Below are 21,602 nucleotides of genomic sequence, written 5' to 3' on the forward strand. Positions count from 1 at the left end.
TCGGCGACGAAATCGAGATCGTGGGCATCCGCGACACCTCGAAGACGACCTGCACGGGCGTTGAAATGTTCCGCAAGCTGCTGGACCGCGGCGAAGCCGGCGACAACATCGGCGCGCTGCTGCGCGGTGTCGACCGTGAAGGCGTCGAGCGTGGCCAGGTTCTCTGCAAGCCGGGTTCGGTGAAGCCGCACACCAAGTTCGAGTGCGAGGTCTACATCCTGACCAAGGAAGAAGGCGGCCGTCACACGCCGTTCTTCAAGAACTACCGTCCGCAGTTCTACTTCCGGACCACCGACGTGACCGGCACGGTTGAACTGCCCGAGGGCACCGAGATGGTGATGCCGGGCGACAACCTGAAGTTCAACGTCGAGCTGATCGCGCCGATCGCGATGGAAGACGGCCTGCGTTTCGCCATCCGTGAAGGCGGCCGGACCGTCGGTTCGGGCGTCGTGTCCAAGATCATCGAGTAAGGCGCCCGCCGCCACTCGGCTGAAAGCATTGGAAGGGCGCCCCGACCGGGGCGCCCTGACACTTCCGGGTTCGACGAAGGTTTGCGGTGGTCGCAGATCCTCCTCTCAACCCCAACATCGTGAACAAGGCTGTTCAATGAACCAGAACATCCGTATCCGGCTCAAGGCGTTCGATTACCGCGTGCTGGACGCCAGCACCCAGGAAATCGTCAACACCGCCAAGCGTACCGGCGCAACGGTCCGCGGTCCCATCCCGCTGCCGAACAAGATCGAGAAATATACCGTTCTGCGCGGTCCGCACGTCAACAAGAAGTCGCGCGACCAGTTCGAGATCCGCACGCACAAGCGCCTGCTGGATATCGTCGATCCGACCCCGCAGACCGTGGACGCCCTGATGAAACTCGACCTCGCCGCCGGCGTGGACGTCGAGATCAAGGTATAAGGGAGGCCGATGAACATGCGCTCTGGAGTGATCGCAAAGAAGATCGGCATGACCCGTCTCTTCATGGAAGACGGCAAGCAGATCCCCGTCACCGTGCTGCAACTCGACAGCCTGCAGGTCGTCGCGCAGCGCACCAATGACCAGCACGGCTACACCGCCGTCCAGCTGGGCGCAGGCACCGCAAAGGTCAAGCGCGTCAGCCAGGCGATGCGCGGCCATTTCGCCGTTGCCAAGGTCGAGCCCAAGCGGAAAGTCGTGGAATTCCGCGTCGACCCCGAGAACCTGATCGAAGTGGGTGAGGAAATCATCGCCGACCACTACTTCGAGGGTCAGTTCGTGGACGTCAGCGGCATCACCATCGGTAAGGGTTTTGCCGGCGGCATGAAGCGCCACAACTTCGGCGGTCTGCGCGCCACGCACGGCGTGTCGATCTCGCACCGTTCGCACGGTTCGACCGGCCAGTGTCAGAACCCCGGCAAGGTGTTCAAGGGCAAGAAGATGGCCGGCCACATGGGTTCTGTCCGCGTGACCACGCAGAACCTGCAGGTTGTCCGCACCGACAGCGACCGCGGCATCATCATGATCAAGGGCGCCGTTCCGGGCCCCAAGGGATCCTGGGTGACTGTCAAGGACGCGGTCAAGAAGCCGACCCCGGAGAACGTCATTCTCCCCGCCGCTCTGATGAGCGCCAAGCGGGAAGCGATGAAAGCCGCCGAGGAAGCCGCAGCCGCCGCAGCCGCCGAAGCCGAAGCCGAAGCCAAGCGTCTTGCCGAAGAGCAGGCCGCCGCCGAAGCCGAAGCGCTGAAGGCCGCCGAGGCTGAAATCGAGGCCGAGAAGAAGGAAGGCGACGAATGAAACTCGACGTGATCAACCTCGACGGCGGTTCCGCTGGCGAAGTCGAGCTGGACGAGGCCCTGTTCGGGCTGGAGCCGCGCGCCGACATTCTCCACCGCGTCGTCCGCTGGCAGCGTAACAAGGCGCAGGCCGGCACGCACAAGGTCAAGACCCGCTCTGAAGTGTCCTACTCGACAAAGAAGATCTATCGCCAGAAGGGCACGGGCGGCGCACGCCACGGCTCGCGCAAGGCACCGATCTTCCGCAAGGGTGGCATCTACAAGGGTCCGACCCCGCGGTCGCACGGCCACGAGCTGCCCAAGAAGGTCCGCAAGCTGGGCCTGATGCACGCGCTGTCGTCCAAGGTGAAGGACGGTTCGCTGGTGGTGATCGAAGCCGCTGCATGCGACGGCAAGACCAACACCCTGGCCAAGCAGGTCGCGAACCTGGGCTGGAAGCGCGCGCTGATCATCGACGGCGCCGAGGTCAACGAAAACTTTGCCCGTGCAGCGGCCAACATCGAGGGTCTCGATGTGCTGCCGAGCCAGGGCGCAAACGTCTATGACATCCTCAAGCGTGACACGCTGGTTCTGACCAAGGCGGGTGTCGAAGCACTGGAGGCTCGTCTGAAATGAGCGCGAAGGCAGAACACTACGACGTGATCCGCAAGCCGATCATCACCGAGAAATCGACGATGGCGTCCGAGAATGGCGCCGTGGTCTTCGAGGTGGCGATCGACGCGGCCAAGCCGCAGATCAAGGAAGCGGTCGAGGCGCTGTTCGGTGTCAAGGTGAAGGCGGTCAACACCACCATCACCAAGGGCAAGCAAAAGCGTTTCCGCGGCACCCTGGGTCGCCGCAAGGACGTCAAGAAGGCCTATGTCACCCTCGAAGAGGGCAACACGATCGACGTGTCGACCGGGTTGTGAGGTCGGCGGGATGAACCCCGCCCTACGAATTCGGAGAGGCCCTCGCAGAGATGCGGGGGCCTTCTCCTTTGAGGGATATCCGCGCTCGGACGGTCAGCGGTACAGAGAAGTCAGGGGTTTACCGGAGCGCTTAAAACGACTGTTCACGCCTGGGCCAATCCGAGCCAGGGGACGTTGTGCTGCATGTGGGGCCGCCTTGCGGTTGGTCGCCAGTATGGCCGCCCTCCGGTCATCCGCATTTGGCCATCGCGAAATCGAAGGCCCTGGAGAACCCGATCGCCGAAAAGGTGTAGAGTGGCTTTCCTTCTTGCGCCAGAAACAGACTAGAGCCGGGCGCGGTTTCCGCGGCTTTCATGGCTGCAACAGCCTTATTCGCATCGGATCGATATTGAATCCAGATTTCTTGCGCGCCGTTTCGGACCATGCTCGTCACCCGAAATGCGTTCTGACCGATCACCAGACGCAGCTTCCTGGCCGGCTGCAGGCGTTTCCCGGTCAGGAGATAGATCTCGGGGCGCGCATCGCCGCGATGTCTCCAGACATATAGCAGTGTGTTGCGGTCCTCCCGCGCAGGTGTAACCGCCCAACACACCCGGCGGCCATCGTGGGTTTCGACGAAGGTGGACCAGTCGCTTTCGGCAGCGCGGCCTGGGCCAGTTCCGCAGATTGCCGATACGCTCAGGGAAAGAAGAAAAACGAGAACCGTTCTGATGACGAGGTGTCTCTGCCTCATGAACCCATCCTCCGGACCTTATTGCCCGGAATTTCGTGATGCGGACAATCCACGCAAGGCTTGCACGTCTGCCCCGCGCCTAGCCAAATGTACCTAAGCTCGGGTTCCGCGTCTTTGATGTACCGCAAAGGATCTGATCCGCTTTGTTCGGAAGACAGGACCCGGGGCACTTGACCCCACGCGCTTCCTCCCTTACCAGAGCCCATCCGCAGCAGCCCCGGATTCGTCCGGGGCTTTGCTATTGTCTGCGGATGTTGAGATTCGGGCACCTTCGGGGGCCTATACCACCGGGCACCTGCGGACGTCAGTCGAGGGGCCTTTCACATAGCCCCGGACACTTTCCGGGGCGCTAGCTAACGGAAGACAGAAAGCATGGCACTCAAGTCGTACAAGCCGACGACGCCGGGCCAGCGCGGGCTGGTGCTGATCGACCGTTCGGAGCTGTACAAAGGACGCCCCGTCAAGGCCCTCACCGAAGGTCTGACGAAGAAGGGTGGCCGGAACAACACCGGACGGATCACCGCTCGCCGCCGCGGCGGTGGCGCAAAACGCCTCTACCGGATCGTCGATTTCAAGCGCAACAAGTTCGATGTCAACGGCATCGTCGTGCGCATCGAATACGACCCCAACCGTACCGCCTTCATCGCGCTCGTCCAGTATGACGATGGCGAACAGGCCTACATCCTCGCCCCCCAGCGCCTGGGCGTGGGCGACAAGGTCGTCTCCTCGCAGAAAGCGGACATCAAGCCCGGCAACTGCATGCCCTTCAGCGGCATGCCGATCGGCACGATTGTCCACAACATCGAGCTGAAGCCCGGCAAGGGTGGCCAGATCGCACGCGCCGCTGGCACCTATGCCCAGTTTGTCGGCCGTGACGGTGGTTATGCCCAGATCCGCCTCAGCTCGGGCGAGCTGCGCATGGTCCGCCAGGAATGCCTGGCCACGGTTGGCGCGGTCTCGAACCCCGACAACTCGAACCAGAACCTCGGCAAGGCCGGTCGCGTCCGCCACATGGGCAAGCGTCCCTCCGTCCGCGGTGTCGTCATGAACCCGATCGACCACCCGCACGGCGGTGGTGAAGGCCGGACCTCGGGTGGTCGTCACCCGGTGACGCCCTGGGGCAAGCCGACCAAGGGCAAGCGCACCCGCAACACCAACAAGGCGTCGCAGAAGCTGATCATCCGCTCGCGCCACGCCAAGAAGAAGGGGCGGTAATCCATGTCGCGTTCCGTCTGGAAAGGTCCGTTCGTCGATTCCTACGTCCTGAAGAAGGCCGAGAAGTCGCGCGAATCGGGCAAGAACGAAGTCATCAAGATCTGGTCGCGCCGCTCGACGATCCTGCCCCAGTTCGTGGGCCTGACGTTTGGTGTCTACAACGGCCAGAAGCATATCCCGGTCAACGTGACCGAGGACATGATCGGCCAGAAGTTCGGCGAATATGCACCGACCCGTACCTACTACGGTCACGCTGCCGACAAGAAAGCGAAGAGGAAGTAAGCCATGGGCAAGGATAAGAATCCCCGCCGCGTGGCGGACAACGAAGCGATGGCAAAGCTGCGCATGCTGCGCACCAGCCCGCAGAAACTGAACCTCGTCGCACAGCTGATCCGCGGCAAGAAGGTGGACAAGGCCCTCACGGACCTGACCTTCTCGAAGAAGCGGATCGCCGTTGACGTGAAGAAGTGCCTGCAGTCGGCCATCGCCAACGCCGAGAACAACCACGGTCTGGATGTCGACGAACTGGTCGTCGCCGAGGCTTACGTGGGCAAGAACCTGGTCATGAAGCGCGGACGCCCCCGGGCCCGTGGTCGTTTTGGCCGGATCAACAAGCCGTTCTCGGAACTCACCATCAAGGTGCGCCAGGTTGAGGAGCAAGCCTAATGGGTAACAAGACCAATCCGATCGGCATGCGCCTGCAGGTGAACCGCACCTGGGACAGCCGCTGGTACGCCGACACCAAGGACTATGGTGATCTGCTTCTCGAGGATCTGAAGATCCGCGAGTTCATCTTCAACGAGTACCGCAACCCGCCGAAGCAGGCCGGCATCAGCCGCGTGATCATCGAGCGCCCGCACAAGAAGTGCCGCGTCACGGTGCATACCGCGCGCCCCGGCGTCATCATCGGCAAGAAGGGCGCGGACATCGAGGTGCTGCGCAAGAAGCTCTCGTCGATGACCGACTCGGAACTGCACCTCAACATCGTCGAGGTCCGCAAGCCCGAGCTGGACGCACAGCTGGTCGGCGAGTCGATCGCTCAGCAGCTGGAGCGCCGTGTCTCCTTCCGTCGCGCGATGAAGCGGGCCGTGCAGAACGCCATGCGCATGGGCGCCCTGGGTATCCGGGTGAACGTGGCTGGCCGTCTGGGTGGTGCAGAAATCGCACGGACCGAATGGTACCGTGAAGGCCGCGTGCCGCTGCACACGCTGCGCGCCGACATCGATTATGCCAACGTCGAGGCGACTACGCCTTACGGCATCATCGGCATCAAGGTCTGGATCTTCAAGGGTGAGATCATGGAACATGATCCGCAAGCCCGCGACCGCAAGAACCAGGAACTCCAGGACGGTCCGGCCCCCCGTGGTGCCGGTGGCGGCCGCCGGGATGATCGGAGGTAACCATGCTTCAGCCAAAGCGTACTAAATTCCGCAAGGTTCAGAAGGGCCGGATCAAGGGCCAGGCCAAGGGCGGTTCCGATCTGAACTTCGGCGGTTACGGTCTGAAGGCTCTTGAGCCTGAGCGCGTGACCGCGCGCCAGATCGAGGCAGCCCGTCGTGCCATGACGCGTCACATGAAGCGTCAAGGCCGCGTCTGGATCCGTATCTTCCCGGACACGCCCGTGACCGCCAAGCCCATCGAAGTGCGTATGGGTAAAGGTAAGGGTTCGGTCGACCGCTGGACCTGCAAGGTCAAGCCCGGCCGCGTGATGTTCGAAATCGACGGCGTGAACGAGGAAATCGCTCGCGAGGCCCTGCGTCTTGCCGCGATGAAGCTGCCGATCAAGACCCGCGTCGTGGTCCGCGAGGACTGGTGACGTGATGGGTCAATGACCCATCCTACGGAAATTGGCCCCCGGCGCGAAAGCGGCGGGGGTTTTTCTTTGCTCAGCCGGGAAAGATCGCGGCCATCGCCCCGTCGAACCGTGCCCATGTCATCGTTGCCTTGTTGCCAGCGTAGCCCTCGTAATAGCTTTCGCCCGAGGGCAGGGGCAACCCGGCCCAGACCTTGGCCATACGGTACATGAAACTGCGGCGGGTGATCTCTCCGCGCTGGAAGGCGAGGAACCCGGCGTCGGCCAGCAGTTGATCGGCCAGGCGATCCTGCAATTCTGGGGTAAAGCGCATCCGCTTGTCGATATTCAGTTCGGCCACCAGAAAGCGCAGCGTGTCGGGGATGAACTGGTACCGCCCTATGGCATGCGGTTGTCCTGGTGTGGCGGCGATCCAGTTGAGGATTTCCTGGACGGTCAGCTCTGTCGGGCGTTTCGGCGGCTTTACGCGTGCGCCGTGAATGATCGCGTCATAGCCGTCAGGCCCTGCCTCGGCCTCGGCGATCAGGCTGCGCAACCGGGCGACCGCGGACTTGTCGGTCAAAGGCCCGGGGGATGGAGCTGGGGCAGGACCCGCGTCCGGCATGGGCGCGAAGAATCCCAGACGCCGTTCGTCGGCGAACAGGCTGGCGGGCCGGGCCGGTTTTGGCTGTGCCGCTGTGCGCAGGGCGATCAGCGGAGCGCGCGCGCTGCTTTCGCCACGCGTAAAGAGCGAGGCGGATTGTGCCGACGCAATTCCGCCAAAGGCCAGCAACGCCATCAGGATCAGACAGCGGATCGGGAACATTCTGTTCTCACCTCTCGTTTGGCTGCGACCATGCCGCCGAGAGGTTGAGATTCCATTTCCCCCGGTGTCCGGCTTGGGCTAAAGCGCGGACATGACCAAGATCCGTTCGCTTTTTGCCACCCGTCTCTACCAGGCCCGGCTGTCCGAGCATGGCGCCATCGACACCGATGAACTGGAAGGTTCGTGCTATTCCATCGCCGAGGATGACGAGGCGGGGCAGGACTGGTGCGAGGAACAGGGCTATCCCGGTTACACCTCTTACGCCTCGCTGACGGACCTGCCCTGGCGCTTCCCGATCTTTTCCGACCTGGTCAAGGTGCTGGACAAACACGTGGCGGGTTTTGCCGAGGACCTGGAATTCGACCTGGGAGACAAGAGCCTGGTGCTCGAGGATATCTGGATCAATATCCTGCCGGAGGGCGGTACGCATTCCAGCCATATCCATCCGCATTCGGTGATTTCGGGGACGACCTATGTGGCCATGCCCGAGGGGGCCTCGGCGCTGAAGCTGGAGGACCCCCGGCTGGCGATGATGATGGCAGCACCCACCCGCAAGAAGGGCTGCCGCGAGGAACTGAAATCCTTCGTCTACGTCGCCCCCCAGGTGGGCGATGTGCTGCTTTGGGAAAGCTGGCTGCGCCACGAGGTGCCGATGAACATGGCGGAAGAAAACAGGGTCTCTGTCAGCTTCAACTACAAGTGGGAATGAGGCCAGGATCGGCAAAGCAGAAAGCTCTGCTGTCCGGAATTTGACTGCGGACCGAATGGGTGCTGTCAGACCTCGGGATTGACGGGCCGTCTGCGCGCGGAGGTGGCTGTCTCCAACAGGGTCGTGATCGCGGCGCGCAGCTCCGGGGCGGGCACGGGTTTCGCCAGGACCAGGTCGATCCCTGACCCCTCGCCACCTGTCCCGGGCTTGGCAAGGCCCGTCAGCAGGATCGTCGGTGTCCCCGGGTGCCTGGCCTTGATTTGTGCCGCGATCTCGGCCCCTGTGACGGCGCCGGGAACATGGTTGTCCAGCAGGGCAAGGTCAAAGGTGGCGCCGTCGATGGCCAAAAGAGCCTCTTCGGCATTGGCGGTGGCCGTAACCGTGAAGCCCCAGCTGCGCAGGTTGCGCAGCAATACATTGCGGATCGATGCCTCGTCTTCCAGCAGCAGCAGGTGCAACTTGTCGAATTTCGCGGAGTCGCCGGCCGGCGTGGGGGCCGCGGCCGTGCATTTTCCCCGGTGCAAGGGAAAGAACAGTCGCACGCACGTCCCGACATCGGGCTCTGACTCGATGGCGATCTCTCCCCCCAGTTGCCGCATGAAACCCGCCGCCATCGACAGGCCCAGGCCAGACCCCTTGGAGCGCGGCTTTGTCGTGAAGAAGGGTTCGGTGACACGGGCCAGGTTTTGGGCGGCTATGCCCTGACCATCGTCCCGGATCGACAGGCAGGCGTATTCGCCTAAGGCGACCATCGGACTGGCCGCCGCTGTTTCCGCCCGGACCCGGATCGTCCCGCCCTCGCGGATGGCATCCAGCGCGTTGATGAGAATGTTCAGGATCACCGATTGCAGGTTGTCCCGATCGGCAAAGATCGGAATCGCCGCCGGGGCGCGGTCGACGATCATGGTGGGCTTCTTGAGGGAGGTCCGCTCGAACATGGCGACGGCGCGGGCCGTCTCTTCGCCAAGGTCCAGCGCCACGGGCCGGATCGTTGCCTTCTGGGCAAAGTTCAGGAGGCTGCGGGTCAGGGTGCCCCCACGCTTGGAGGCGGTGACGATTTCCGTCAGCAGTTGGTCGGTCAGTTCGCCGCCGGCCTCTTGCTGCAACAGTTCGGCGTTGCCCATGACAACGGCAAGGATGTTGTTGACGTCATGCGCGACACCCGCGGTCAGTTCCCCAAGGGCGGCGAGGCGGTTGGCCTGAGCGCGGCGTTCCTCGGCCCGACGGGCATCGGTGACGTCCAGGCTGCTGCCGAGGCCGCGCACGATCTCACCGGTTGCGCTGACTTCGGGGGCAACGATCTCGCGGATATAGCCAAGGCTGCGATCAGGGCGGAAAAAGCGGTACTCCATCTCGATGGTCTCACCCTGCAGGAGGCGCTGATAGGCCTCGCGCAGCAGGTTGCGATCCTCGGGGTGAATCATCTCCATCTCGCCTTCCAGGCCGCTGACCGAGGCGATGAATTCCTGCGGTGTCTGGCCAAAGATCGCCGCGTGGCGGACCGAGCAGACCTCGACGATGGATTGCCGTACATTGAAGACGAAATAGCCCAGCTGTGCGATGCGCGCGGCCTGTTCCAGCATCAGGGCATGGGACTGTCCGTCGATCCCGATCCGGCTGTAAAGCGCGTCGTCGCCAGAGGTCGGCCGATCTGACATGCGCTGCATCCCCCTGCTCGTCAGGTGCAAGTATACCGAGGCCGCGAATACCCCTGCAAGCGGTCAGAACGGGGCGCGGGAAGAGGCCGCAGGCGCGCTTTGGGCATCAACCCCTTGTTTGGATCATGAGTCCCACGCAAGCGTTGAGCATTGGTTAATTTTTGCGGGCATTGTCATCTCTAATCGCTGACAGTCTGCATTTCGCCGTAGACCAATGTTTCACCTTTGCCGTCGCATTCTGGCGACAGAGACACTTCGGGGGTTCAGATGGATATTCAAGTTTCCGGGGGCGGGCGGCTGGCCGCGAAGCTGCATCAATGCCAGCAGCGGTCAGATCCGGGCAAGTCAGCCTATTCCGTGGGCCATCGCGCCAAGGCGCTGGTGCAACAGGCCTGCGCAAACGGCGAGAGCTTGCGCCAGGGGCAGGTGGCGTCAGGGATCGCGCGCAGGGCAGAGGAGAGTGCGGAGATCGAGGCCAGTTTCGTCAACCTGACCTACAATGCGACGACGATCATCGCGCATGACGATTCCGATTTGCCTGTCGACCCCGTACCGGCAGCGGCAGAGGGCGTGACCCCGGAGGGGTCGCAAGGCGCTGCCGAGGGGGCCTCTGCCTACGATGCATCGGCCATCTTCGTCTCGGCTCAGATCACATATTCCGCCGCAAGCGTGGCGTTGGAATTGTTGCGTTAGCCAGTAGGTGACCGGTGTAATCTTTCCGACAAAACCGGTTGGCGGGCGATGGCAGCAGGGATACGTTGCCGGTCCGGAACTCGTTCGGTGACTGTGGGCCGATGTCCGACAAATGGGGCAAACCAACAAGTGCTCAGGCGGCTCTCCTGCCCGAGCGCTTCAGGGGTTTTCGCGCGGGCCTGATGACCGGGGAGAGTTTTGTTTTCGAGCTGACCGATTTTCGCGGATCGCGCTCGAACGCGCGTTTTCCGGAAACCACGCCGGGCGACAGGTTCGGCCATGTCATCGGCGGTCGCGGAGCGCGCTGAGCGCGCGGGCGGGCCTCATCGCAGATAGTCCTTGCATGGACAGGGATTCTGGCCTAATGGGGCCGCTCATCCACGGACTCCACCGGAATCAGGGTGACCCTGCATGCTCGCAGGCAGGGGCCTACCGGTGATGTTGCAACAAAGGAGAGGCGCATGAACGCCCAGGAACTCCGTGACAAGTCCCCGGACGAACTCCGGGACCAGCTTGTCCAGCTGAAAAAGGAGGCTTTCAACCTCCGCTTCCAGGCGGCCACGAGCCAGCTGGAAAACACGGCGCGCATGCGCCAGGTGCGCCGCGACGTCGCGCGCATCAACACCGTTCTGAACGAAAAAGCCGCTGCTGCGGCCTCGACTGCGGAGGCGTAACGAATGCCCAAGCGTATCCTGCAAGGCACCGTCACTTCGACCGCCAACGCCCAGACCGTGACCGTTCAGGTCGTCCGTCGTTTCAAGCACCCCGTGCTGCAGAAGACGATCAAGAAATCCAAGAAGTACCGCGCCCATGACGAGGCCGGTGCTTTCAACGTCGGTGACGCGGTCTCGATCCGTGAATGCGCGCCGAAGTCCAAGACCAAGCGTTGGGAAGTGATGACCGACGCCATGCTGGAAGAGCACAACAAGGCGCGCGCTGAAACCGCCGCAGCCGAACGTGCCCGCTTTGAGGCCCAGAAGGCCGCAGAGGCAGAAACCGCCCAGTAAGGGCAGAGTCGAGCCCCCTTGCGGGGCTCGGTTGCATACGAAACCCCCGGGTCAATGTCTCTTTGACGAGCGGCCCGGGACGTCGGGAGAAAACTTATGATCCAGATGCAGACCAATCTGGATGTTGCTGACAATTCCGGAGCCCGGAAAGTTCAGTGCATCAAGGTTCTGGGCGGTTCGCACCGCCGCTATGCCTCTGTCGGCGACATCATCGTGGTGTCGGTGAAAGAGGCCATTCCGCGTGGTCGCGTGAAAAAGGGTGACGTCCGCAAGGCCGTCGTCGTGCGCACCGCCAAGGAAGTTCGCCGCGAAGACGGCACCTCGATCCGCTTTGACCGCAACGCCGCCGTGATCCTGAACAACGCAGGTGAGCCGGTTGGTACGCGTATCTTCGGACCGGTGGTGCGTGAACTGCGTGCCAAGAACTTCATGAAGATCATCTCGCTCGCCCCGGAGGTGCTGTAAGATGGCCGCGAAACTGAAAAAAGGTGACACCGTCATCGTCCTGACCGGCAAGGACAAGGGCAAGACCGGTGAGATCGTCAGCGTCGACCCCAAGGCCGGCAAGGCCGTCGTCGACGGGCTGAACATCGCCATCCGCCACACTCGCCAGACCCAGACCAGCCAGGGCGGTCGTATGCCCAAGGCGCTGCCGATGGACCTGTCGAACCTGGCCTTCGTCGACGCCAACGGCAAACCGACCCGCGTCGGCTTCCGCATGGAAGGCGACAAGAAGGTCCGCTACGCCAAGACCACGGGGGACGTGATCGATGCTTGATATGGAAAGCTACACCCCGCGCCTGAAGGCCCAGTATCGTGAGACCATCAAGGCCGCGATGAAGGAGCAGTTCGGCTACACGAACGACATGCAGATCCCGAGCCTGCAGAAGATCGTGCTGAACATCGGCTGCGGCGCCGAGGCGGTCCGCGACTCGAAAAAGGCCAAGTCGGCCGTCGAGGACCTGACCAAGATCGCCGGCCAGCAGGCCGTCGGCACCAAGGCCAAGCACAGCCACGCCCCGTTCCGCCTGCGTGAGGGCATGATCATCGGCGCCAAGGTCACCCTGCGTGACGTGCGCATGTATGAATTCCTCGACCGCCTGGTGACCGTTGCAATGCCGCGTATCCGCGACTTCCGCGGTGTGAAGCCGTCCTTCGACGGTCGTGGCAACTTTGCGATGGGCCTGAAGGAACACATCGTGTTCCCCGAGATCGATTTCGACAAGGTCGACGAGGTCTGGGGCATGGATGTGATCATCACGACCAATGCGAAGGAATATGGCGAGCACTCGGCCGACGCACAGGCCAAGGCTCTGCTGACCCAATTCAACATGCCGTTCACCAAGGCGTAAGAGGAGCGATATCATGGCTAAAAAAGCAATGATCGAGCGCGAGAAGAAGCGCGAGCGCCTGGTGGCCCGGTATGCCGCCAAGCGCACTGAACTGAAAGAAATCGCAAACGACGAATCGAAGCCGATGGAAGAGCGCTTCAAGGCCCGCCTCAAGCTGGCCAAACTGCCGCGCAATTCCTCGCCCACCCGGCTGCACAACCGCTGCCAGCTGACGGGCCGTCCGCACGCCTACTACCGCAAGCTCAAGATCAGCCGTATCGCCCTGCGCGACCTCGGTTCGAACGGCAAGCTGCCCGGCGTCGTGAAGTCGAGCTGGTAAGGAGGGGATGAGATGAACGATCCTATCGGCGATATGCTCACCCGTATCCGCAACGCACAACAGCGTGGCAAGTCCACGACGTCGACACCGGCGTCCAAGCTGCGCGGCTGGGTTCTGGATGTACTGGCTGACGAAGGCTATATCCGCGGCTACGAAAGCAGCACGGACGAGCGCGGCCACCCCGCGTTCGAGATCAGCCTCAAGTACTTCGACGGCACGCCTGTCATTCGCGAAGTGAAGCGGGTCTCCAAACCCGGTCGCCGCGTCTACATGAGTGTCAATGACATCCCGCAGGTCCGCCAGGGGCTGGGTGTGTCGATTGTCTCCACCCCCAAGGGTGTGATGTCGGACGCAAACGCACGCGCAGCCAACGTCGGCGGCGAAGTGCTCTGCACCGTATTCTAAGGAGGCCTGAACACATGTCTCGTATTGGTAAGAAGCCGGTCGAACTGCCCTCGGGCGTGTCGGCCAGCGTCTCCGGCCAGACCATCGAAGTGAAGGGCCCGAAAGGCACCCAGAGCTTTACGGCCACGGATGACGTGACCCTCAAGGTCGAGGAAAATGCAATCTCGGTGGAACCGCGCGGCAAGTCCAAGCGTGCCCGCCAGCAGTGGGGCATGTCCCGTACTGTGGTTGCGAACCTCGTCCACGGCGTCCAGAACACCTTCAAGAAGGAACTGGAAATCCAAGGCGTGGGTTACCGGGCTCAGCTGGCAGGCAAGGTCCTGAAGCTGAACCTGGGCCTGTCGCATGACGTGGATTTCCAGATTCCCGACGGCATCACCATCACCTGCCCCAAGCCCACCGAGATCATCATCGAAGGGCATGACATTCAGCAGGTGGGCCAGGTTGCGGCGAACATCCGCGACTGGCGCCGGCCCGAGCCGTATAAGGGGAAGGGTATTCGCTACAAGGGCGAGTACATCTTCCAGAAGGAAGGCAAGAAGAAGTAAGGACGCAAGGCAATGGCAAACAGCAAACGTGTACTGTTCCAGAAGCGCCGCCTGCGCGTCCGGAACAAACTTCGCAAGGTCAACGCAGGTCGCGTTCGCCTTTCGGTTCATCGTTCGAACAAGAACATTTCTGTCCAGCTCATCGACGATGTGGCGGGCAAGACCCTGGCAGCAGCTTCCTCGCTGGAGCCGTCGCTGGGTGTTGTCGGCAAGAACAACGTCGAAGCAGCAGCCAAGGTGGGCGCGGCAATCGCCGAGCGCGCCAAGGCAGCCGGTGTCGAAGAAGCATACTTCGACCGTGGCGGCTTTCTCTTCCACGGCAAGGTGAAGGCACTGGCCGACGCCGCGCGTGAGGGTGGCCTGAAGATCTGAGGTTTCGGTGCGCAGTCTCTGCGCACCGTTCGCAAGCTGCGCCTCCGGGCGCAGCTTATTTTGCAGGCGGGAACGCCTCGATGATCGAGGGGCCGGACGGCCCACTGCGATTGAACAAACCGGTGCTCTTGGGCACCACGAGAAAAGGAATGCCTTATGGCAGAACGTGAGAACAAGCGTGGCGGCGGCCGCGGTCGTCGTGACCGCGAAGAGCAGGCGCCCGAATTCGCCGATCGCCTGGTGGCGATCAACCGTGTGTCCAAGACCGTCAAGGGTGGTAAGCGCTTCGGCTTCGCCGCGCTCGTCGTCGTAGGCGATCAGAAAGGTCGCGTCGGCTTTGGCAAGGGCAAGGCCAAGGAGGTCCCCGAGGCCATCCGCAAGGCCACCGAGCAAGCCAAGCGCAAGATGATCCGCGTGCCGCTGAAAGAGGGCCGCACCCTGCACCACGACGCCAAGGGCCATCACGGCGCAGGCAAGATCACCATGCGGACCGCCCCCCAAGGTACCGGTATCATCGCAGGTGGTCCGATGCGTGCCGTCTTCGAGATGCTGGGTGTTCAGGACGTCGTCGCCAAGTCGACCGGCTCGCAGAACCCCTACGCGATGATCCACGCCACGCTGGACGCCCTGCGCAACCAGCAGTCGCCGCGCAACGTTGCGCAGCGTCGTGGCAAGAAGGTCGCCGACATCCTGCCCAAGCGTGATGACGCGCCCGCAGCCGAGACCGAGGAGGCCTGATCATGGCTAAGACCATTGTCGTCAAACAGGTCGGTTCGCCGATCCGCCGCCCTGCCATCCAGCGTCAGACCCTGGTCGGCCTGGGCCTGAACAAGATGCACCGCGTGCGCGAGCTGGAAGACACTCCGGCGGTTCGCGGCATGATCCGCAAGATCCCGCACCTGGTGGAAATCGTCGAAGAGCGCGACTGAGCCTCTTTTCCCGATGTGAACAAAAAGCGCCCTCCGGTTCGTCCGGGGGGCGTTTTCCGTTTTACGGGGGCTATCTCGGAAAGTTCAATTTGTCGCCGGGCGGGGTCGCACTACCGTCTCCCGGGAACAGAACACTGGGAGCGCTACACATGACCTTCACCCGACGCAATTTTCTTCATACCGCCGCTGCCGCCGGAAGTATCACGGTTCTGCCTTTCGCGGGTCGTGCCGGCGGCCACCTGCCGAACGAGTTCAAGACCTCCGACGGCACGGTTCTGGTGCATCCCGTGCACCATGCGTCCATCGTGCTGGAGACGCCGGTGGGCACGATCTATGTCGATCCGGTGGGTGAAGTCTCGGAATACGAGGGCTTTCCGGATGCTGATCTTATCCTGATCACGCACCAGCACGGCGATCACTACAATGCCGATGTGTTGGCCGCGCTGAAGGGCGAAAACACCCAGATGCTGACCAACCCGGCGGTGTTCGACATGCTCTCGGACGAATTGAAGGTGAACACCAACGCGCTGGCCAATGGCGCCAGCGCCAGCCTGACCGATCTTCAGGTGGATGCCATCCCGGCCTACAACATGACCGAAGGGCGCGAGAACTTTCACCCCAAGGGGCGTGACAATGGCTATGTCCTGACGATGGGCGATTTCCGCATCTACGTCTCGGGTGATACCGAGGACATCCCGGACATGCGCGCACTGGAAGGCATCGACCTCGCCTTTGTCTGCATGAACCTGCCGTTCACCATGACGGCCGAGGCCGCAGCGGACGCGGTCCGCGAATTCGCTCCGACCTATGTCTATCCCTACCACTATCGCGGCCGGGACGGCGGCACGCAGGACCCGGCGATGTTCGCCGAGATGGTCGGTGACGCGGCCACGGTGAAGATGGGCGACTGGTACGCCCCGGGCGAGCTTGGCTGACAGCGCCTCTTGCCGAACCGAATGGCCTTCCGCAAAGTCCTTGCGGGAGGCTTTTTCATGGCACTGGATGTTTCGACCTTCGATCTCAACGCGATCGGCCCGGATTTCATCGAAAATCCGCACCCGGTCCTGCACCGGCTGCGGCAGCAAAGCCCGGTCCACCGCAACGCGGACGGCTCTGTCTTTCTGACCCGCTTCGACGATTGCATGGCCGTCTACCGAAGCCGCGACATGCTGTCCGACAAGACAGAAGCCTTTGGCGAGAAATTCGGCCAGTGCCCGCTGCAAAAGCACCACACGACCAGCCTGATCTTCAACGATCCACCTTATCACACGGTGGCGCGCAAGCTGATCTCTGGTGCCTTCACCCCGCGCAAGCTGGCCGAGTTCGAACCGCTGATCGACAAGATCGTCGATCGGCTGCTGGACCGGGTCGAGGACCTGGGAGAGCTGGACCTGATCGAGGACTTCGCCAAGGTTCTGCCGACCGAGATCATCAGCTTCATGCTGGGCATCCCTGAGGAATACCGAGAGCGGCTGCGCGGTTACTCGCTGGCAATTCTCGGCGCGCTGGATCCGGTTGTGCCGCAGGACCGTCTGGCCGAGGGTAACCGCGCGGTCGAGGAGTTCGGCGAGATCCTGGGCGACCTCATTGACCACCGCCGCCGCAATCCCGAGGGCGCGCATGAAGGCGAGGTGCTGGAATCGCTGATTTTTGGCGAACACGAAGGGCGGCGGCTGACGCAGGAAGAGCTGATCCAGAACTGTATCTTCTTGCTGAACGCAGGCCATGAGACGACGACAAGTTTCGTCGGCAATTCTGTCGGCCTGCTGATGGACAACCCCGACCAGCACCGGATGCTGTTGGACGACCCGGACCTGATCGGCCCCGCGGTCGAGGAGTTCCTGCGGGTCGAAAGCCCGCTTCAGATCGGCAATCGGCTGGCGGGCGAGGAAATCGAGCTGTCGAGCGGGGTATTGCCCAAGGGCACATATATCCACACCTCCATCGCTGCGGCCAACCGCGATCCCGAGGTCTTTCCGGATCCGGACCGGGTGGTCATCACGCGGCGACCGAACCGACACATTGCCTTCATTACCGGGATTCACGTCTGTCTTGGCGCCTCTCTGGCGCGGGTCGAGGGCAAGATCGCCCTTGGGAAATTCATGCGGCGCTTTCCCAGGCTGACGGCGAATGGCCCGCGCGCGCGGGTGCCGTTGGCGCGGTTCCGGGGCTATGCGACCTTGCCCGTGCGTGTGCGATGAGCGACGCGCCCCGGGTCGACCTGGACCCCGCAGAACTGGTTGCCGATCCCTATCCGGCGCTGGCGCGGGTGCAGGCAGAGACACCCATTGCCTATGTCCCGCAACTGGGCGCGACGCTGATCACCCGGCGAAACGTGATCTTTGAGCAGGAAAAGCGGATCGAGGTGTTTTCCTCGCGCCAGCCGCAGGGGCTGATGACCCGGCTGATGGGCGAGAACATGATGCGCAAGGACGGCGAGGCGCATGCGGCCGAACGGCGTGCATGCTTTCCTTCCTATTCGCCCCGCACCGTGCGGGATCGTTGGTCTGACGCCTTTCGCACGGCGGCATGTGCCGCGCTGGAGGACATGGCCGGACAGGGGGCGTGCGATCTCGTGCGCGACTATGCCATGCGGTTGTCTGGTGAGGCCTTGCGAGCGATCACCGGGCTGCACGGGCTGACCTGGCAAGAGATGGATGCCGTCAGCCAGGGGATGATCGACGGGATCGCCAACTACTCCGGCGATCCGGACATCGAGGCCCGGTGTCTCGCTGCAACGGCGCGGATCGACGCGGCCATCGACGCGCAGTTGAGCGAAGCCCCGGAGATGTCCCTGCTGGACGTGCAGATGCGTGCAGGGCTGCCGATGGACAGTCTGCGGGCGAATATCAAGCTGGCGATCTCGGGTGGGCAGAACGAACCGCGTGACGCGATTGCGGGCTGTGCCTGGGCGCTCTTGGCCCATCCGGCAGAGCTGGCCCGGGTGCGGGCGGGCGAGGCAAGCTGGCAGGATGCTTTCGAGGAGTTTGCCCGCTGGATCGCCCCCATCGGCATGAGCCCACGTGAGGTTGCGCGGGAAGATGTGGTGGAAGGGGTGCGCTTCGATCCCAGCGACAGGGTGTTCCTGATGTATGGGATCGGCAACCGGGATCCGGAGGTCTTTGATCGGCCAGAGGTCTTTGACGTGACACGCGACACGCGGCCCAGCCTGGCCTTCGGCGCCGGTCCGCATTTCTGCGCGGGGGCTGCCGCCTCGCGCTCCCTGATCGCCGAAGTCGCTTTGCCGATGCTTTTCGAAAGATTTCCGCGGATGGAGCTGCCCGGGCCGGTGGCGTTCACCGGCTGGGCGTTCCGGGGGCCGAAATCGGTCCCCGTAAGGCTCGGGGGCGCCGTTTAGCGCCCCCGGTCAAACTCAGGCCGCCTTGGAGCGGCGGGTGCGGCTGCGCCGCGGGCGCCCGGGTTTCGCGGCGTTGCCACCGGGGCGATTGCCGGGGCGCCGGTTTCCGCCGCCGCCGCCGCGAGAGGGCTTCTTGACCGGCTCCCACGGTTCACCGCCCGCCACTGCGATGTCGCGGCCCATGACCTTGAGGATCGCATGGAACTCACCCATCTCGGTGGGCGCGCAATAGGCGATGGCCGTGCCGTCCAGCCCGGCGCGCGCGGTACGCCCGATGCGGTGGACATAGTTGTCGGCAACGTTCGGCAGATCAAAGTTGTAGACGTAGCGCACCGAGGGAATATCGATGCCGCGCGCGGCCACATCCGTAGCGACCAGCACCTTCAGATCGCCGTCACGGAACGCCTTGAGCGCGCGGTCGCGCTGGCCCTGGCTCTTGTTGCCGTGGATCGACCCGGCGGCAAAGCCCTTGGCTTCGAGGTGCTTCTTCAGCTTCTCGGCGCCATGCTTGGTGCGCGAAAAGACCAGCGCGGCCTCTGTGCGGTGTCCGTCCAGGTGGTTGACCAGCAGGGAGGCCTTGTGCGCCTGTTCGACGAAATGCACGCTCTGCTCGATGCGCTCGACGGGTTTGCCCGGAGGTGTCACCTCGATCCGTACGGGATTGGTCAGGTAGGCGGCCGCGATCTCTGCCATCTGCTTGGGCATGGTGGCCGAAAACAGCATGGTCTGACGTTCTGCGGGCAGATGCCTGGCGATCTGGCGCAGCGCGTGGATGAACCCGAGGTCCAGCATCTGGTCGGCCTCGTCCAGCACCAGGAACTCGGTCCCGTCAAGGCGCACCGACTTGCGTTCCATCAGGTCGATCAGGCGGCCCGGGGTGGCGACCAGCAGGTCGGTGCCCTTGGCCAGCCGCTGTGCCTGCGCGTTGATTGAGGTGCCGCCGGTGACGATGCCGATCTTGACCGGGGTGCCGGCGGCGTAGATGCGCAGGTTGTCAACGATCTGCTTGGCCAGTTCGCGCGTCGGCGCAAGGATCAGCCCGTGCACGGACTTGGCGGCGGGGCGCGCCTGCTTGCGCATCAGGGTCGAGATCAGCGGCAGGCCGAAGGCGGCGGTCTTGCCGGTGCCGGTCTGCGCCAGGCCCATGACATCGCGGCCGTTCATGGCGTGCGGAATGGCCTGGGTCTGGATCGGGGTGGGTTCGGTGATGTTCTGTTCGGCCAGGTTGGCCAGGAGGCGGGGCGGCAGCCCCAGCATGTCGAAATCCAAGAGTACGTCCTTTAGTGCGGGGGATGCCCGCGAAATCATGCGTTTCCCGCCACGACAGGTGTCGCGGCGCGCACGGGTGAGACCGCAGACCTGGGCGCGGGGCATCGTGCCATCGCGCCTGTTGCGGTTCTGGACCCCCGCGTGAAATGGGAACCATGTAGGAAAGATGTGCCGAGAGGGCGCTTTCGCCCGTCAGCCCCGCTCACGCGGCGGGTGCGGCAACTGGAGCGTACATGCGGTGCTGCGGTGCAGAAGTCAAGGGCTCAGGCGGGAATGCCCTGCATTGCCCGCGGGCGCAGTGGTGCCAGGCGCAGGGCCATCGCCTCGCGTTCCAGCCGTTCGCGGCGATAGCCAAGGCTCATCGCCCCGAGGATGGCGCAGTAGAGCACCAGCAGATAGGCCGGGTAGGCCAGCAGGACCGGAGTGAAGGCGCCGACCGACAGCAATCCCAGCAGCGCGGCCAGTGCCGATAGCCCCCAGCAGGCGGCCGTTTCGGCGCGCGGTTCGGCATAGGCCTTGAGGATCGTCGGCACGCCGCCCAGGGCGCTGATCGCGATGGCGATGGCCAGGGCAAACACCGCGTCGTCCGTGACCCACCACAGCGCCAGCCCGCCTCCCGCGACCGCGTAGATCGCCAGGTCGCGCGCATTCAGGATGCTGCCCATGCCGAAGCGGATCGAAAGCGCGAAGATCAGGACCGTTTCCGCCGTTTCGACGCCGACAAAGAACAGAGAGGCATCGGCCCCCTTGTCGACGTTGGACATCAGGCAGATCCCCGACAGCACCGACCATATCAGCCAGGTCGACCGCGCCGGGCGCGTGCTGCCGCAAAGCATGTCGCGGATGAAGGGCAGGCAGGCGAGGTTGCTGAGCACGATGGAAGCGATGCCGAGTGTTACAAGCCAGTTGTCGGCAAGGATCATGGTCAGGTCTCCGGGGTTGACCGCGCCAGGAAATTTGCGCGTCTGGGGACACCCTGCCTAGGGCGGACGGGCCATGCCATTCAGCGATTCCCTACCGTATGGAATACCGGACCTCCGCAAGCGTCGCGCGGGGAGGCCGCGGACTGCAGGGAAGGCTTGTCTTGGCCGGGGCGCTTCGCTATACGCCCCCGGTGGTCCGAGGGGACCCGATTCACAACCAAGAAACGCCGTGGTCTGTCCATCATCGCTTCGCGGGCAGCATCCGGCATAGGAGAAGCGACATGAAACTCAATGAACTGCGCGACAATCCCGGCGCAACCAAGCGCAAGCAGCGCATCGGCCGTGGCCCCGGTTCGGGCCGTGGTAAAATGGGTGGCCGTGGTATCAAGGGTCAGAAATCGCGTTCGGGTGTGGCCATCAACGGCTACGAAGGCGGCCAGATGCCGCTGTACCAGCGTCTGCCCAAGCGCGGCTTCAACAAGCCGAACCGCAAGGCATATGCCGTCGTCAACCTGGGCCTGATCCAGAAATTCGTCGACGCGGGCAAGCTGGACGCCGGCAACATCACCGAAGAAACGCTGGTTTCCTCGGGTCTCGTCCGCCGTTCGCTGGACGGTATCCGCGTCCTCGCCAAGGGCGAAGTGACCGGTGCCCTGACCATCAACGTCACCGGCGCGTCGAAATCGGCCGTCGCCGCCGTTGAAGGCAAGGGCGGTTCGCTGACCGTCACCACCGCGGCAGCGGCGGAATAACGACTTGTGAGCGGCGCGCCCGCCGCTTACATGTCCAACAGTTTTCCATTGCGCGCCGCCCGACGGAA

At 63.3% G+C, this 21,602-nt stretch carries 32 protein-coding genes and 1 pseudogene; 28 read left to right on the forward strand and 5 right to left on the reverse strand.

Features of this window, described 5'->3' with window-relative positions:
* The 5 genes from G9Q80_RS12545 to G9Q80_RS12565 all read left to right on the forward strand — a co-directional run.
* A partial coding sequence (locus G9Q80_RS12545) for an EF-Tu C-terminal domain-related protein (RefSeq protein ID WP_246870522.1) occupies positions 1 to 470 on the forward strand: 470 nt, incomplete at its 5' end.
* Between the two features lie 136 nt (positions 471 to 606).
* The gene (gene rpsJ / locus G9Q80_RS12550) at positions 607 to 912 is read left to right on the forward strand and encodes a 30S ribosomal protein S10 (RefSeq protein WP_023849092.1); all 306 of its coding nucleotides are present in this window, start codon (positions 607 to 609) and stop codon (positions 910 to 912) included.
* Between the two features lie 15 nt (positions 913 to 927).
* Positions 928 to 1,767: a 50S ribosomal protein L3 gene (gene rplC / locus G9Q80_RS12555; protein WP_043137682.1), complete on the forward strand. Its 840-nt coding sequence runs from the start codon at positions 928 to 930 to the stop codon at positions 1,765 to 1,767.
* Positions 1,764 to 2,381 (forward strand): 50S ribosomal protein L4, encoded by a 618-nt coding sequence (rplD, locus tag G9Q80_RS12560; RefSeq protein WP_043137409.1) that lies wholly within the window; start codon positions 1,764 to 1,766, stop codon positions 2,379 to 2,381. Before rplC ends, rplD begins: the two co-directional genes overlap by 4 nt.
* Positions 2,378 to 2,674, forward strand: coding sequence for a 50S ribosomal protein L23 (locus G9Q80_RS12565; RefSeq protein WP_043137403.1), 297 nt, complete (start codon positions 2,378 to 2,380; stop codon positions 2,672 to 2,674). Before rplD ends, G9Q80_RS12565 begins: the two co-directional genes overlap by 4 nt.
* Before the next feature lie 229 nt (positions 2,675 to 2,903).
* On the opposite strand, the gene G9Q80_RS12570 is transcribed toward G9Q80_RS12565, so the two are convergent.
* Positions 2,904 to 3,407, reverse strand: a complete 504-nt coding sequence (locus tag G9Q80_RS12570; RefSeq protein WP_088714204.1) for a hypothetical protein — start codon at positions 3,405 to 3,407, stop codon at positions 2,904 to 2,906.
* A gap of 372 nt (positions 3,408 to 3,779) precedes the next feature.
* On the opposite strand from G9Q80_RS12570, the gene rplB reads away from it, so the two are divergent.
* Genes rplB through rplP form a run of 5 tightly spaced genes read left to right on the forward strand, consistent with a single transcriptional unit; the run spans position 3,780 to position 6,438 of the window.
* A complete protein-coding gene (gene rplB, locus G9Q80_RS12575) occupies positions 3,780 to 4,622 on the forward strand; it encodes a 50S ribosomal protein L2 (protein ID WP_043137397.1) in 843 nt (280 codons plus the stop codon).
* 3 nt (positions 4,623 to 4,625) lie between these two features.
* Positions 4,626 to 4,904, forward strand: coding sequence for a 30S ribosomal protein S19 (gene rpsS, locus G9Q80_RS12580; RefSeq protein ID WP_043137396.1), 279 nt, complete (start codon positions 4,626 to 4,628; stop codon positions 4,902 to 4,904).
* 3 nt (positions 4,905 to 4,907) lie between these two features.
* Positions 4,908 to 5,288, forward strand: coding sequence for a 50S ribosomal protein L22 (gene rplV / locus G9Q80_RS12585; RefSeq protein ID WP_043137394.1), 381 nt, complete (start codon positions 4,908 to 4,910; stop codon positions 5,286 to 5,288).
* Complete coding sequence (rpsC, locus tag G9Q80_RS12590; protein ID WP_043137393.1) at positions 5,288 to 6,022, forward strand: 30S ribosomal protein S3; 735 nt, start codon at positions 5,288 to 5,290, stop codon at positions 6,020 to 6,022. Before rplV ends, rpsC begins: the two co-directional genes overlap by 1 nt.
* Positions 6,023 to 6,024: 2 nt before the next feature.
* On the forward strand, positions 6,025 to 6,438 hold the full coding sequence (gene rplP / locus G9Q80_RS12595) for a 50S ribosomal protein L16 (protein ID WP_043137391.1): 414 nt from the start codon (positions 6,025 to 6,027) through the stop codon (positions 6,436 to 6,438).
* A gap of 70 nt (positions 6,439 to 6,508) precedes the next feature.
* Here rplP and G9Q80_RS12600 read toward each other — a convergent pair whose 3' ends face one another.
* Entirely contained in the window at positions 6,509 to 7,240 is a 732-nt protein-coding gene (locus tag G9Q80_RS12600; RefSeq protein WP_088714205.1) for a lysozyme family protein, read from the reverse strand.
* A 91-nt stretch (positions 7,241 to 7,331) separates the two neighbouring features.
* On the opposite strand from G9Q80_RS12600, the gene G9Q80_RS12605 reads away from it, so the two are divergent.
* Positions 7,332 to 7,949 (forward strand): 2OG-Fe(II) oxygenase family protein, encoded by a 618-nt coding sequence (locus G9Q80_RS12605; protein ID WP_088714206.1) that lies wholly within the window; start codon positions 7,332 to 7,334, stop codon positions 7,947 to 7,949.
* A gap of 65 nt (positions 7,950 to 8,014) precedes the next feature.
* Here the strand turns inward: G9Q80_RS12605 and G9Q80_RS12610 are convergent, their stop codons facing one another.
* A complete protein-coding gene (locus G9Q80_RS12610; protein WP_168246487.1) occupies positions 8,015 to 9,607 on the reverse strand; it encodes a PAS domain-containing hybrid sensor histidine kinase/response regulator family protein in 1,593 nt (530 codons plus the stop codon).
* Positions 9,608 to 9,874: 267 nt separating this feature from the next.
* On the opposite strand from G9Q80_RS12610, the gene G9Q80_RS12615 reads away from it, so the two are divergent.
* The 16 genes and pseudogenes from G9Q80_RS12615 to G9Q80_RS12685 all read left to right on the forward strand — a co-directional run bounded on the left by G9Q80_RS12615 (position 9,875) and on the right by G9Q80_RS12685 (position 18,590).
* Positions 9,875 to 10,300: a hypothetical protein gene (locus G9Q80_RS12615; RefSeq protein ID WP_088714208.1), complete on the forward strand. Its 426-nt coding sequence runs from the start codon at positions 9,875 to 9,877 to the stop codon at positions 10,298 to 10,300.
* Between the two features lie 182 nt (positions 10,301 to 10,482).
* The gene (locus tag G9Q80_RS28445; protein WP_282593848.1) at positions 10,483 to 10,608 is read left to right on the forward strand and encodes a hypothetical protein; all 126 of its coding nucleotides are present in this window, start codon (positions 10,483 to 10,485) and stop codon (positions 10,606 to 10,608) included.
* Between the two features lie 153 nt (positions 10,609 to 10,761).
* Complete coding sequence (gene rpmC / locus G9Q80_RS12620; protein WP_043137381.1) at positions 10,762 to 10,974, forward strand: 50S ribosomal protein L29; 213 nt, start codon at positions 10,762 to 10,764, stop codon at positions 10,972 to 10,974.
* A gap of 3 nt (positions 10,975 to 10,977) precedes the next feature.
* Positions 10,978 to 11,199, forward strand: a pseudogene (gene rpsQ, locus G9Q80_RS12625) (30S ribosomal protein S17); the annotation flags it as partial.
* Positions 11,200 to 11,403: 204 nt separating this feature from the next.
* Positions 11,404 to 11,772, forward strand: a complete 369-nt coding sequence (gene rplN, locus G9Q80_RS12630) for a 50S ribosomal protein L14 (protein WP_023851005.1) — start codon at positions 11,404 to 11,406, stop codon at positions 11,770 to 11,772.
* Between the two features lies 1 nt (position 11,773).
* Positions 11,774 to 12,085 carry a 50S ribosomal protein L24 gene (rplX, locus tag G9Q80_RS12635; RefSeq protein ID WP_043137376.1) on the forward strand — a complete coding sequence of 104 codons (312 nt, stop codon included), beginning with the start codon at positions 11,774 to 11,776 and terminating at the stop codon, positions 12,083 to 12,085.
* Entirely contained in the window at positions 12,078 to 12,659 is a 582-nt protein-coding gene (gene rplE, locus G9Q80_RS12640) for a 50S ribosomal protein L5 (RefSeq protein ID WP_088714210.1), read from the forward strand. Before rplX ends, rplE begins: the two co-directional genes overlap by 8 nt.
* Positions 12,660 to 12,672: 13 nt before the next feature.
* Positions 12,673 to 12,978 (forward strand): 30S ribosomal protein S14, encoded by a 306-nt coding sequence (gene rpsN, locus G9Q80_RS12645; protein WP_043137373.1) that lies wholly within the window; start codon positions 12,673 to 12,675, stop codon positions 12,976 to 12,978.
* 12 nt (positions 12,979 to 12,990) lie between these two features.
* Complete coding sequence (gene rpsH / locus G9Q80_RS12650; RefSeq protein WP_043137371.1) at positions 12,991 to 13,383, forward strand: 30S ribosomal protein S8; 393 nt, start codon at positions 12,991 to 12,993, stop codon at positions 13,381 to 13,383.
* Positions 13,384 to 13,397: 14 nt separating this feature from the next.
* Positions 13,398 to 13,931 carry a 50S ribosomal protein L6 gene (rplF, locus tag G9Q80_RS12655; protein WP_043137370.1) on the forward strand — a complete coding sequence of 178 codons (534 nt, stop codon included), beginning with the start codon at positions 13,398 to 13,400 and terminating at the stop codon, positions 13,929 to 13,931.
* 12 nt (positions 13,932 to 13,943) lie between these two features.
* Complete coding sequence (gene rplR, locus G9Q80_RS12660) at positions 13,944 to 14,303, forward strand: 50S ribosomal protein L18 (protein WP_043137368.1); 360 nt, start codon at positions 13,944 to 13,946, stop codon at positions 14,301 to 14,303.
* 156 nt (positions 14,304 to 14,459) lie between these two features.
* The gene (gene rpsE, locus G9Q80_RS12665; RefSeq protein WP_043137365.1) at positions 14,460 to 15,041 is read left to right on the forward strand and encodes a 30S ribosomal protein S5; all 582 of its coding nucleotides are present in this window, start codon (positions 14,460 to 14,462) and stop codon (positions 15,039 to 15,041) included.
* A gap of 2 nt (positions 15,042 to 15,043) precedes the next feature.
* Positions 15,044 to 15,232, forward strand: coding sequence for a 50S ribosomal protein L30 (gene rpmD / locus G9Q80_RS12670; protein ID WP_043137362.1), 189 nt, complete (start codon positions 15,044 to 15,046; stop codon positions 15,230 to 15,232).
* A 149-nt stretch (positions 15,233 to 15,381) separates the two neighbouring features.
* On the forward strand, positions 15,382 to 16,167 hold the full coding sequence (locus G9Q80_RS12675) for an MBL fold metallo-hydrolase (protein ID WP_088714211.1): 786 nt from the start codon (positions 15,382 to 15,384) through the stop codon (positions 16,165 to 16,167).
* A gap of 57 nt (positions 16,168 to 16,224) precedes the next feature.
* A complete protein-coding gene (locus G9Q80_RS12680; protein WP_088714516.1) occupies positions 16,225 to 17,433 on the forward strand; it encodes a cytochrome P450 in 1,209 nt (402 codons plus the stop codon).
* Positions 17,430 to 18,590 carry a cytochrome P450 gene (locus G9Q80_RS12685; protein ID WP_088714212.1) on the forward strand — a complete coding sequence of 387 codons (1,161 nt, stop codon included), beginning with the start codon at positions 17,430 to 17,432 and terminating at the stop codon, positions 18,588 to 18,590. The genes G9Q80_RS12680 and G9Q80_RS12685 overlap by 4 nt, the downstream gene beginning before the upstream one ends.
* A gap of 15 nt (positions 18,591 to 18,605) precedes the next feature.
* On the opposite strand, the gene G9Q80_RS12690 is transcribed toward G9Q80_RS12685, so the two are convergent.
* Both G9Q80_RS12690 and G9Q80_RS12695 read right to left on the reverse strand, forming a co-directional pair.
* Positions 18,606 to 19,859, reverse strand: a complete 1,254-nt coding sequence (locus G9Q80_RS12690; RefSeq protein WP_232788144.1) for a DEAD/DEAH box helicase — start codon at positions 19,857 to 19,859, stop codon at positions 18,606 to 18,608.
* 263 nt (positions 19,860 to 20,122) lie between these two features.
* Complete coding sequence (locus tag G9Q80_RS12695; RefSeq protein WP_088714213.1) at positions 20,123 to 20,782, reverse strand: hypothetical protein; 660 nt, start codon at positions 20,780 to 20,782, stop codon at positions 20,123 to 20,125.
* A 281-nt stretch (positions 20,783 to 21,063) separates the two neighbouring features.
* On the opposite strand from G9Q80_RS12695, the gene rplO reads away from it, so the two are divergent.
* On the forward strand, positions 21,064 to 21,534 hold the full coding sequence (gene rplO, locus G9Q80_RS12700) for a 50S ribosomal protein L15 (protein ID WP_043137351.1): 471 nt from the start codon (positions 21,064 to 21,066) through the stop codon (positions 21,532 to 21,534).
* Positions 21,535 to 21,602: the final 68 nt, after the last annotated feature.

It is taken from the genome of Mameliella sp. LZ-28, assembly GCF_012274245.1.
In the GTDB taxonomy this organism is placed as follows: domain Bacteria; phylum Pseudomonadota; class Alphaproteobacteria; order Rhodobacterales; family Rhodobacteraceae; genus Antarctobacter; species Antarctobacter albus.

Coding starts and splice junctions, on each gene's coding strand:
- rpsC (WP_043137393.1), top strand. CDS start 5,288: ATGGGTAACAAGACCAATCCGATCGGCATGCGCCTGCAGGTGAACCGC.
- rplB (WP_043137397.1), top strand. CDS start 3,780: ATGGCACTCAAGTCGTACAAGCCGACGACGCCGGGCCAGCGCGGGCTG.
- G9Q80_RS12695 (WP_088714213.1), bottom strand. CDS start 20,782: ATGATCCTTGCCGACAACTGGCTTGTAACACTCGGCATCGCTTCCATC.
- rpmD (WP_043137362.1), top strand. CDS start 15,044: ATGGCTAAGACCATTGTCGTCAAACAGGTCGGTTCGCCGATCCGCCGC.
- G9Q80_RS12605 (WP_088714206.1), top strand. CDS start 7,332: ATGACCAAGATCCGTTCGCTTTTTGCCACCCGTCTCTACCAGGCCCGG.
- G9Q80_RS12570 (WP_088714204.1), bottom strand. CDS start 3,407: ATGAGGCAGAGACACCTCGTCATCAGAACGGTTCTCGTTTTTCTTCTT.
- rplP (WP_043137391.1), top strand. CDS start 6,025: ATGCTTCAGCCAAAGCGTACTAAATTCCGCAAGGTTCAGAAGGGCCGG.
- rplV (WP_043137394.1), top strand. CDS start 4,908: ATGGGCAAGGATAAGAATCCCCGCCGCGTGGCGGACAACGAAGCGATG.
- G9Q80_RS12600 (WP_088714205.1), bottom strand. CDS start 7,240: ATGTTCCCGATCCGCTGTCTGATCCTGATGGCGTTGCTGGCCTTTGGC.
- G9Q80_RS12565 (WP_043137403.1), top strand. CDS start 2,378: ATGAGCGCGAAGGCAGAACACTACGACGTGATCCGCAAGCCGATCATC.
- G9Q80_RS28445 (WP_282593848.1), top strand. CDS start 10,483: ATGACCGGGGAGAGTTTTGTTTTCGAGCTGACCGATTTTCGCGGATCG.
- G9Q80_RS12615 (WP_088714208.1), top strand. CDS start 9,875: ATGGATATTCAAGTTTCCGGGGGCGGGCGGCTGGCCGCGAAGCTGCAT.
- G9Q80_RS12675 (WP_088714211.1), top strand. CDS start 15,382: ATGACCTTCACCCGACGCAATTTTCTTCATACCGCCGCTGCCGCCGGA.
- G9Q80_RS12610 (WP_168246487.1), bottom strand. CDS start 9,607: ATGTCAGATCGGCCGACCTCTGGCGACGACGCGCTTTACAGCCGGATC.
- rpsE (WP_043137365.1), top strand. CDS start 14,460: ATGGCAGAACGTGAGAACAAGCGTGGCGGCGGCCGCGGTCGTCGTGAC.
- rplD (WP_043137409.1), top strand. CDS start 1,764: ATGAAACTCGACGTGATCAACCTCGACGGCGGTTCCGCTGGCGAAGTC.
- rpsN (WP_043137373.1), top strand. CDS start 12,673: ATGGCTAAAAAAGCAATGATCGAGCGCGAGAAGAAGCGCGAGCGCCTG.
- rplX (WP_043137376.1), top strand. CDS start 11,774: ATGGCCGCGAAACTGAAAAAAGGTGACACCGTCATCGTCCTGACCGGC.
- rplR (WP_043137368.1), top strand. CDS start 13,944: ATGGCAAACAGCAAACGTGTACTGTTCCAGAAGCGCCGCCTGCGCGTC.
- G9Q80_RS12680 (WP_088714516.1), top strand. CDS start 16,225: ATGGCACTGGATGTTTCGACCTTCGATCTCAACGCGATCGGCCCGGAT.
- rplN (WP_023851005.1), top strand. CDS start 11,404: ATGATCCAGATGCAGACCAATCTGGATGTTGCTGACAATTCCGGAGCC.
- rplO (WP_043137351.1), top strand. CDS start 21,064: ATGAAACTCAATGAACTGCGCGACAATCCCGGCGCAACCAAGCGCAAG.
- rplE (WP_088714210.1), top strand. CDS start 12,078: ATGCTTGATATGGAAAGCTACACCCCGCGCCTGAAGGCCCAGTATCGT.
- rplC (WP_043137682.1), top strand. CDS start 928: ATGCGCTCTGGAGTGATCGCAAAGAAGATCGGCATGACCCGTCTCTTC.
- rpmC (WP_043137381.1), top strand. CDS start 10,762: ATGAACGCCCAGGAACTCCGTGACAAGTCCCCGGACGAACTCCGGGAC.
- rpsS (WP_043137396.1), top strand. CDS start 4,626: ATGTCGCGTTCCGTCTGGAAAGGTCCGTTCGTCGATTCCTACGTCCTG.
- G9Q80_RS12685 (WP_088714212.1), top strand. CDS start 17,430: ATGAGCGACGCGCCCCGGGTCGACCTGGACCCCGCAGAACTGGTTGCC.
- rpsJ (WP_023849092.1), top strand. CDS start 607: ATGAACCAGAACATCCGTATCCGGCTCAAGGCGTTCGATTACCGCGTG.
- rpsH (WP_043137371.1), top strand. CDS start 12,991: ATGAACGATCCTATCGGCGATATGCTCACCCGTATCCGCAACGCACAA.
- rplF (WP_043137370.1), top strand. CDS start 13,398: ATGTCTCGTATTGGTAAGAAGCCGGTCGAACTGCCCTCGGGCGTGTCG.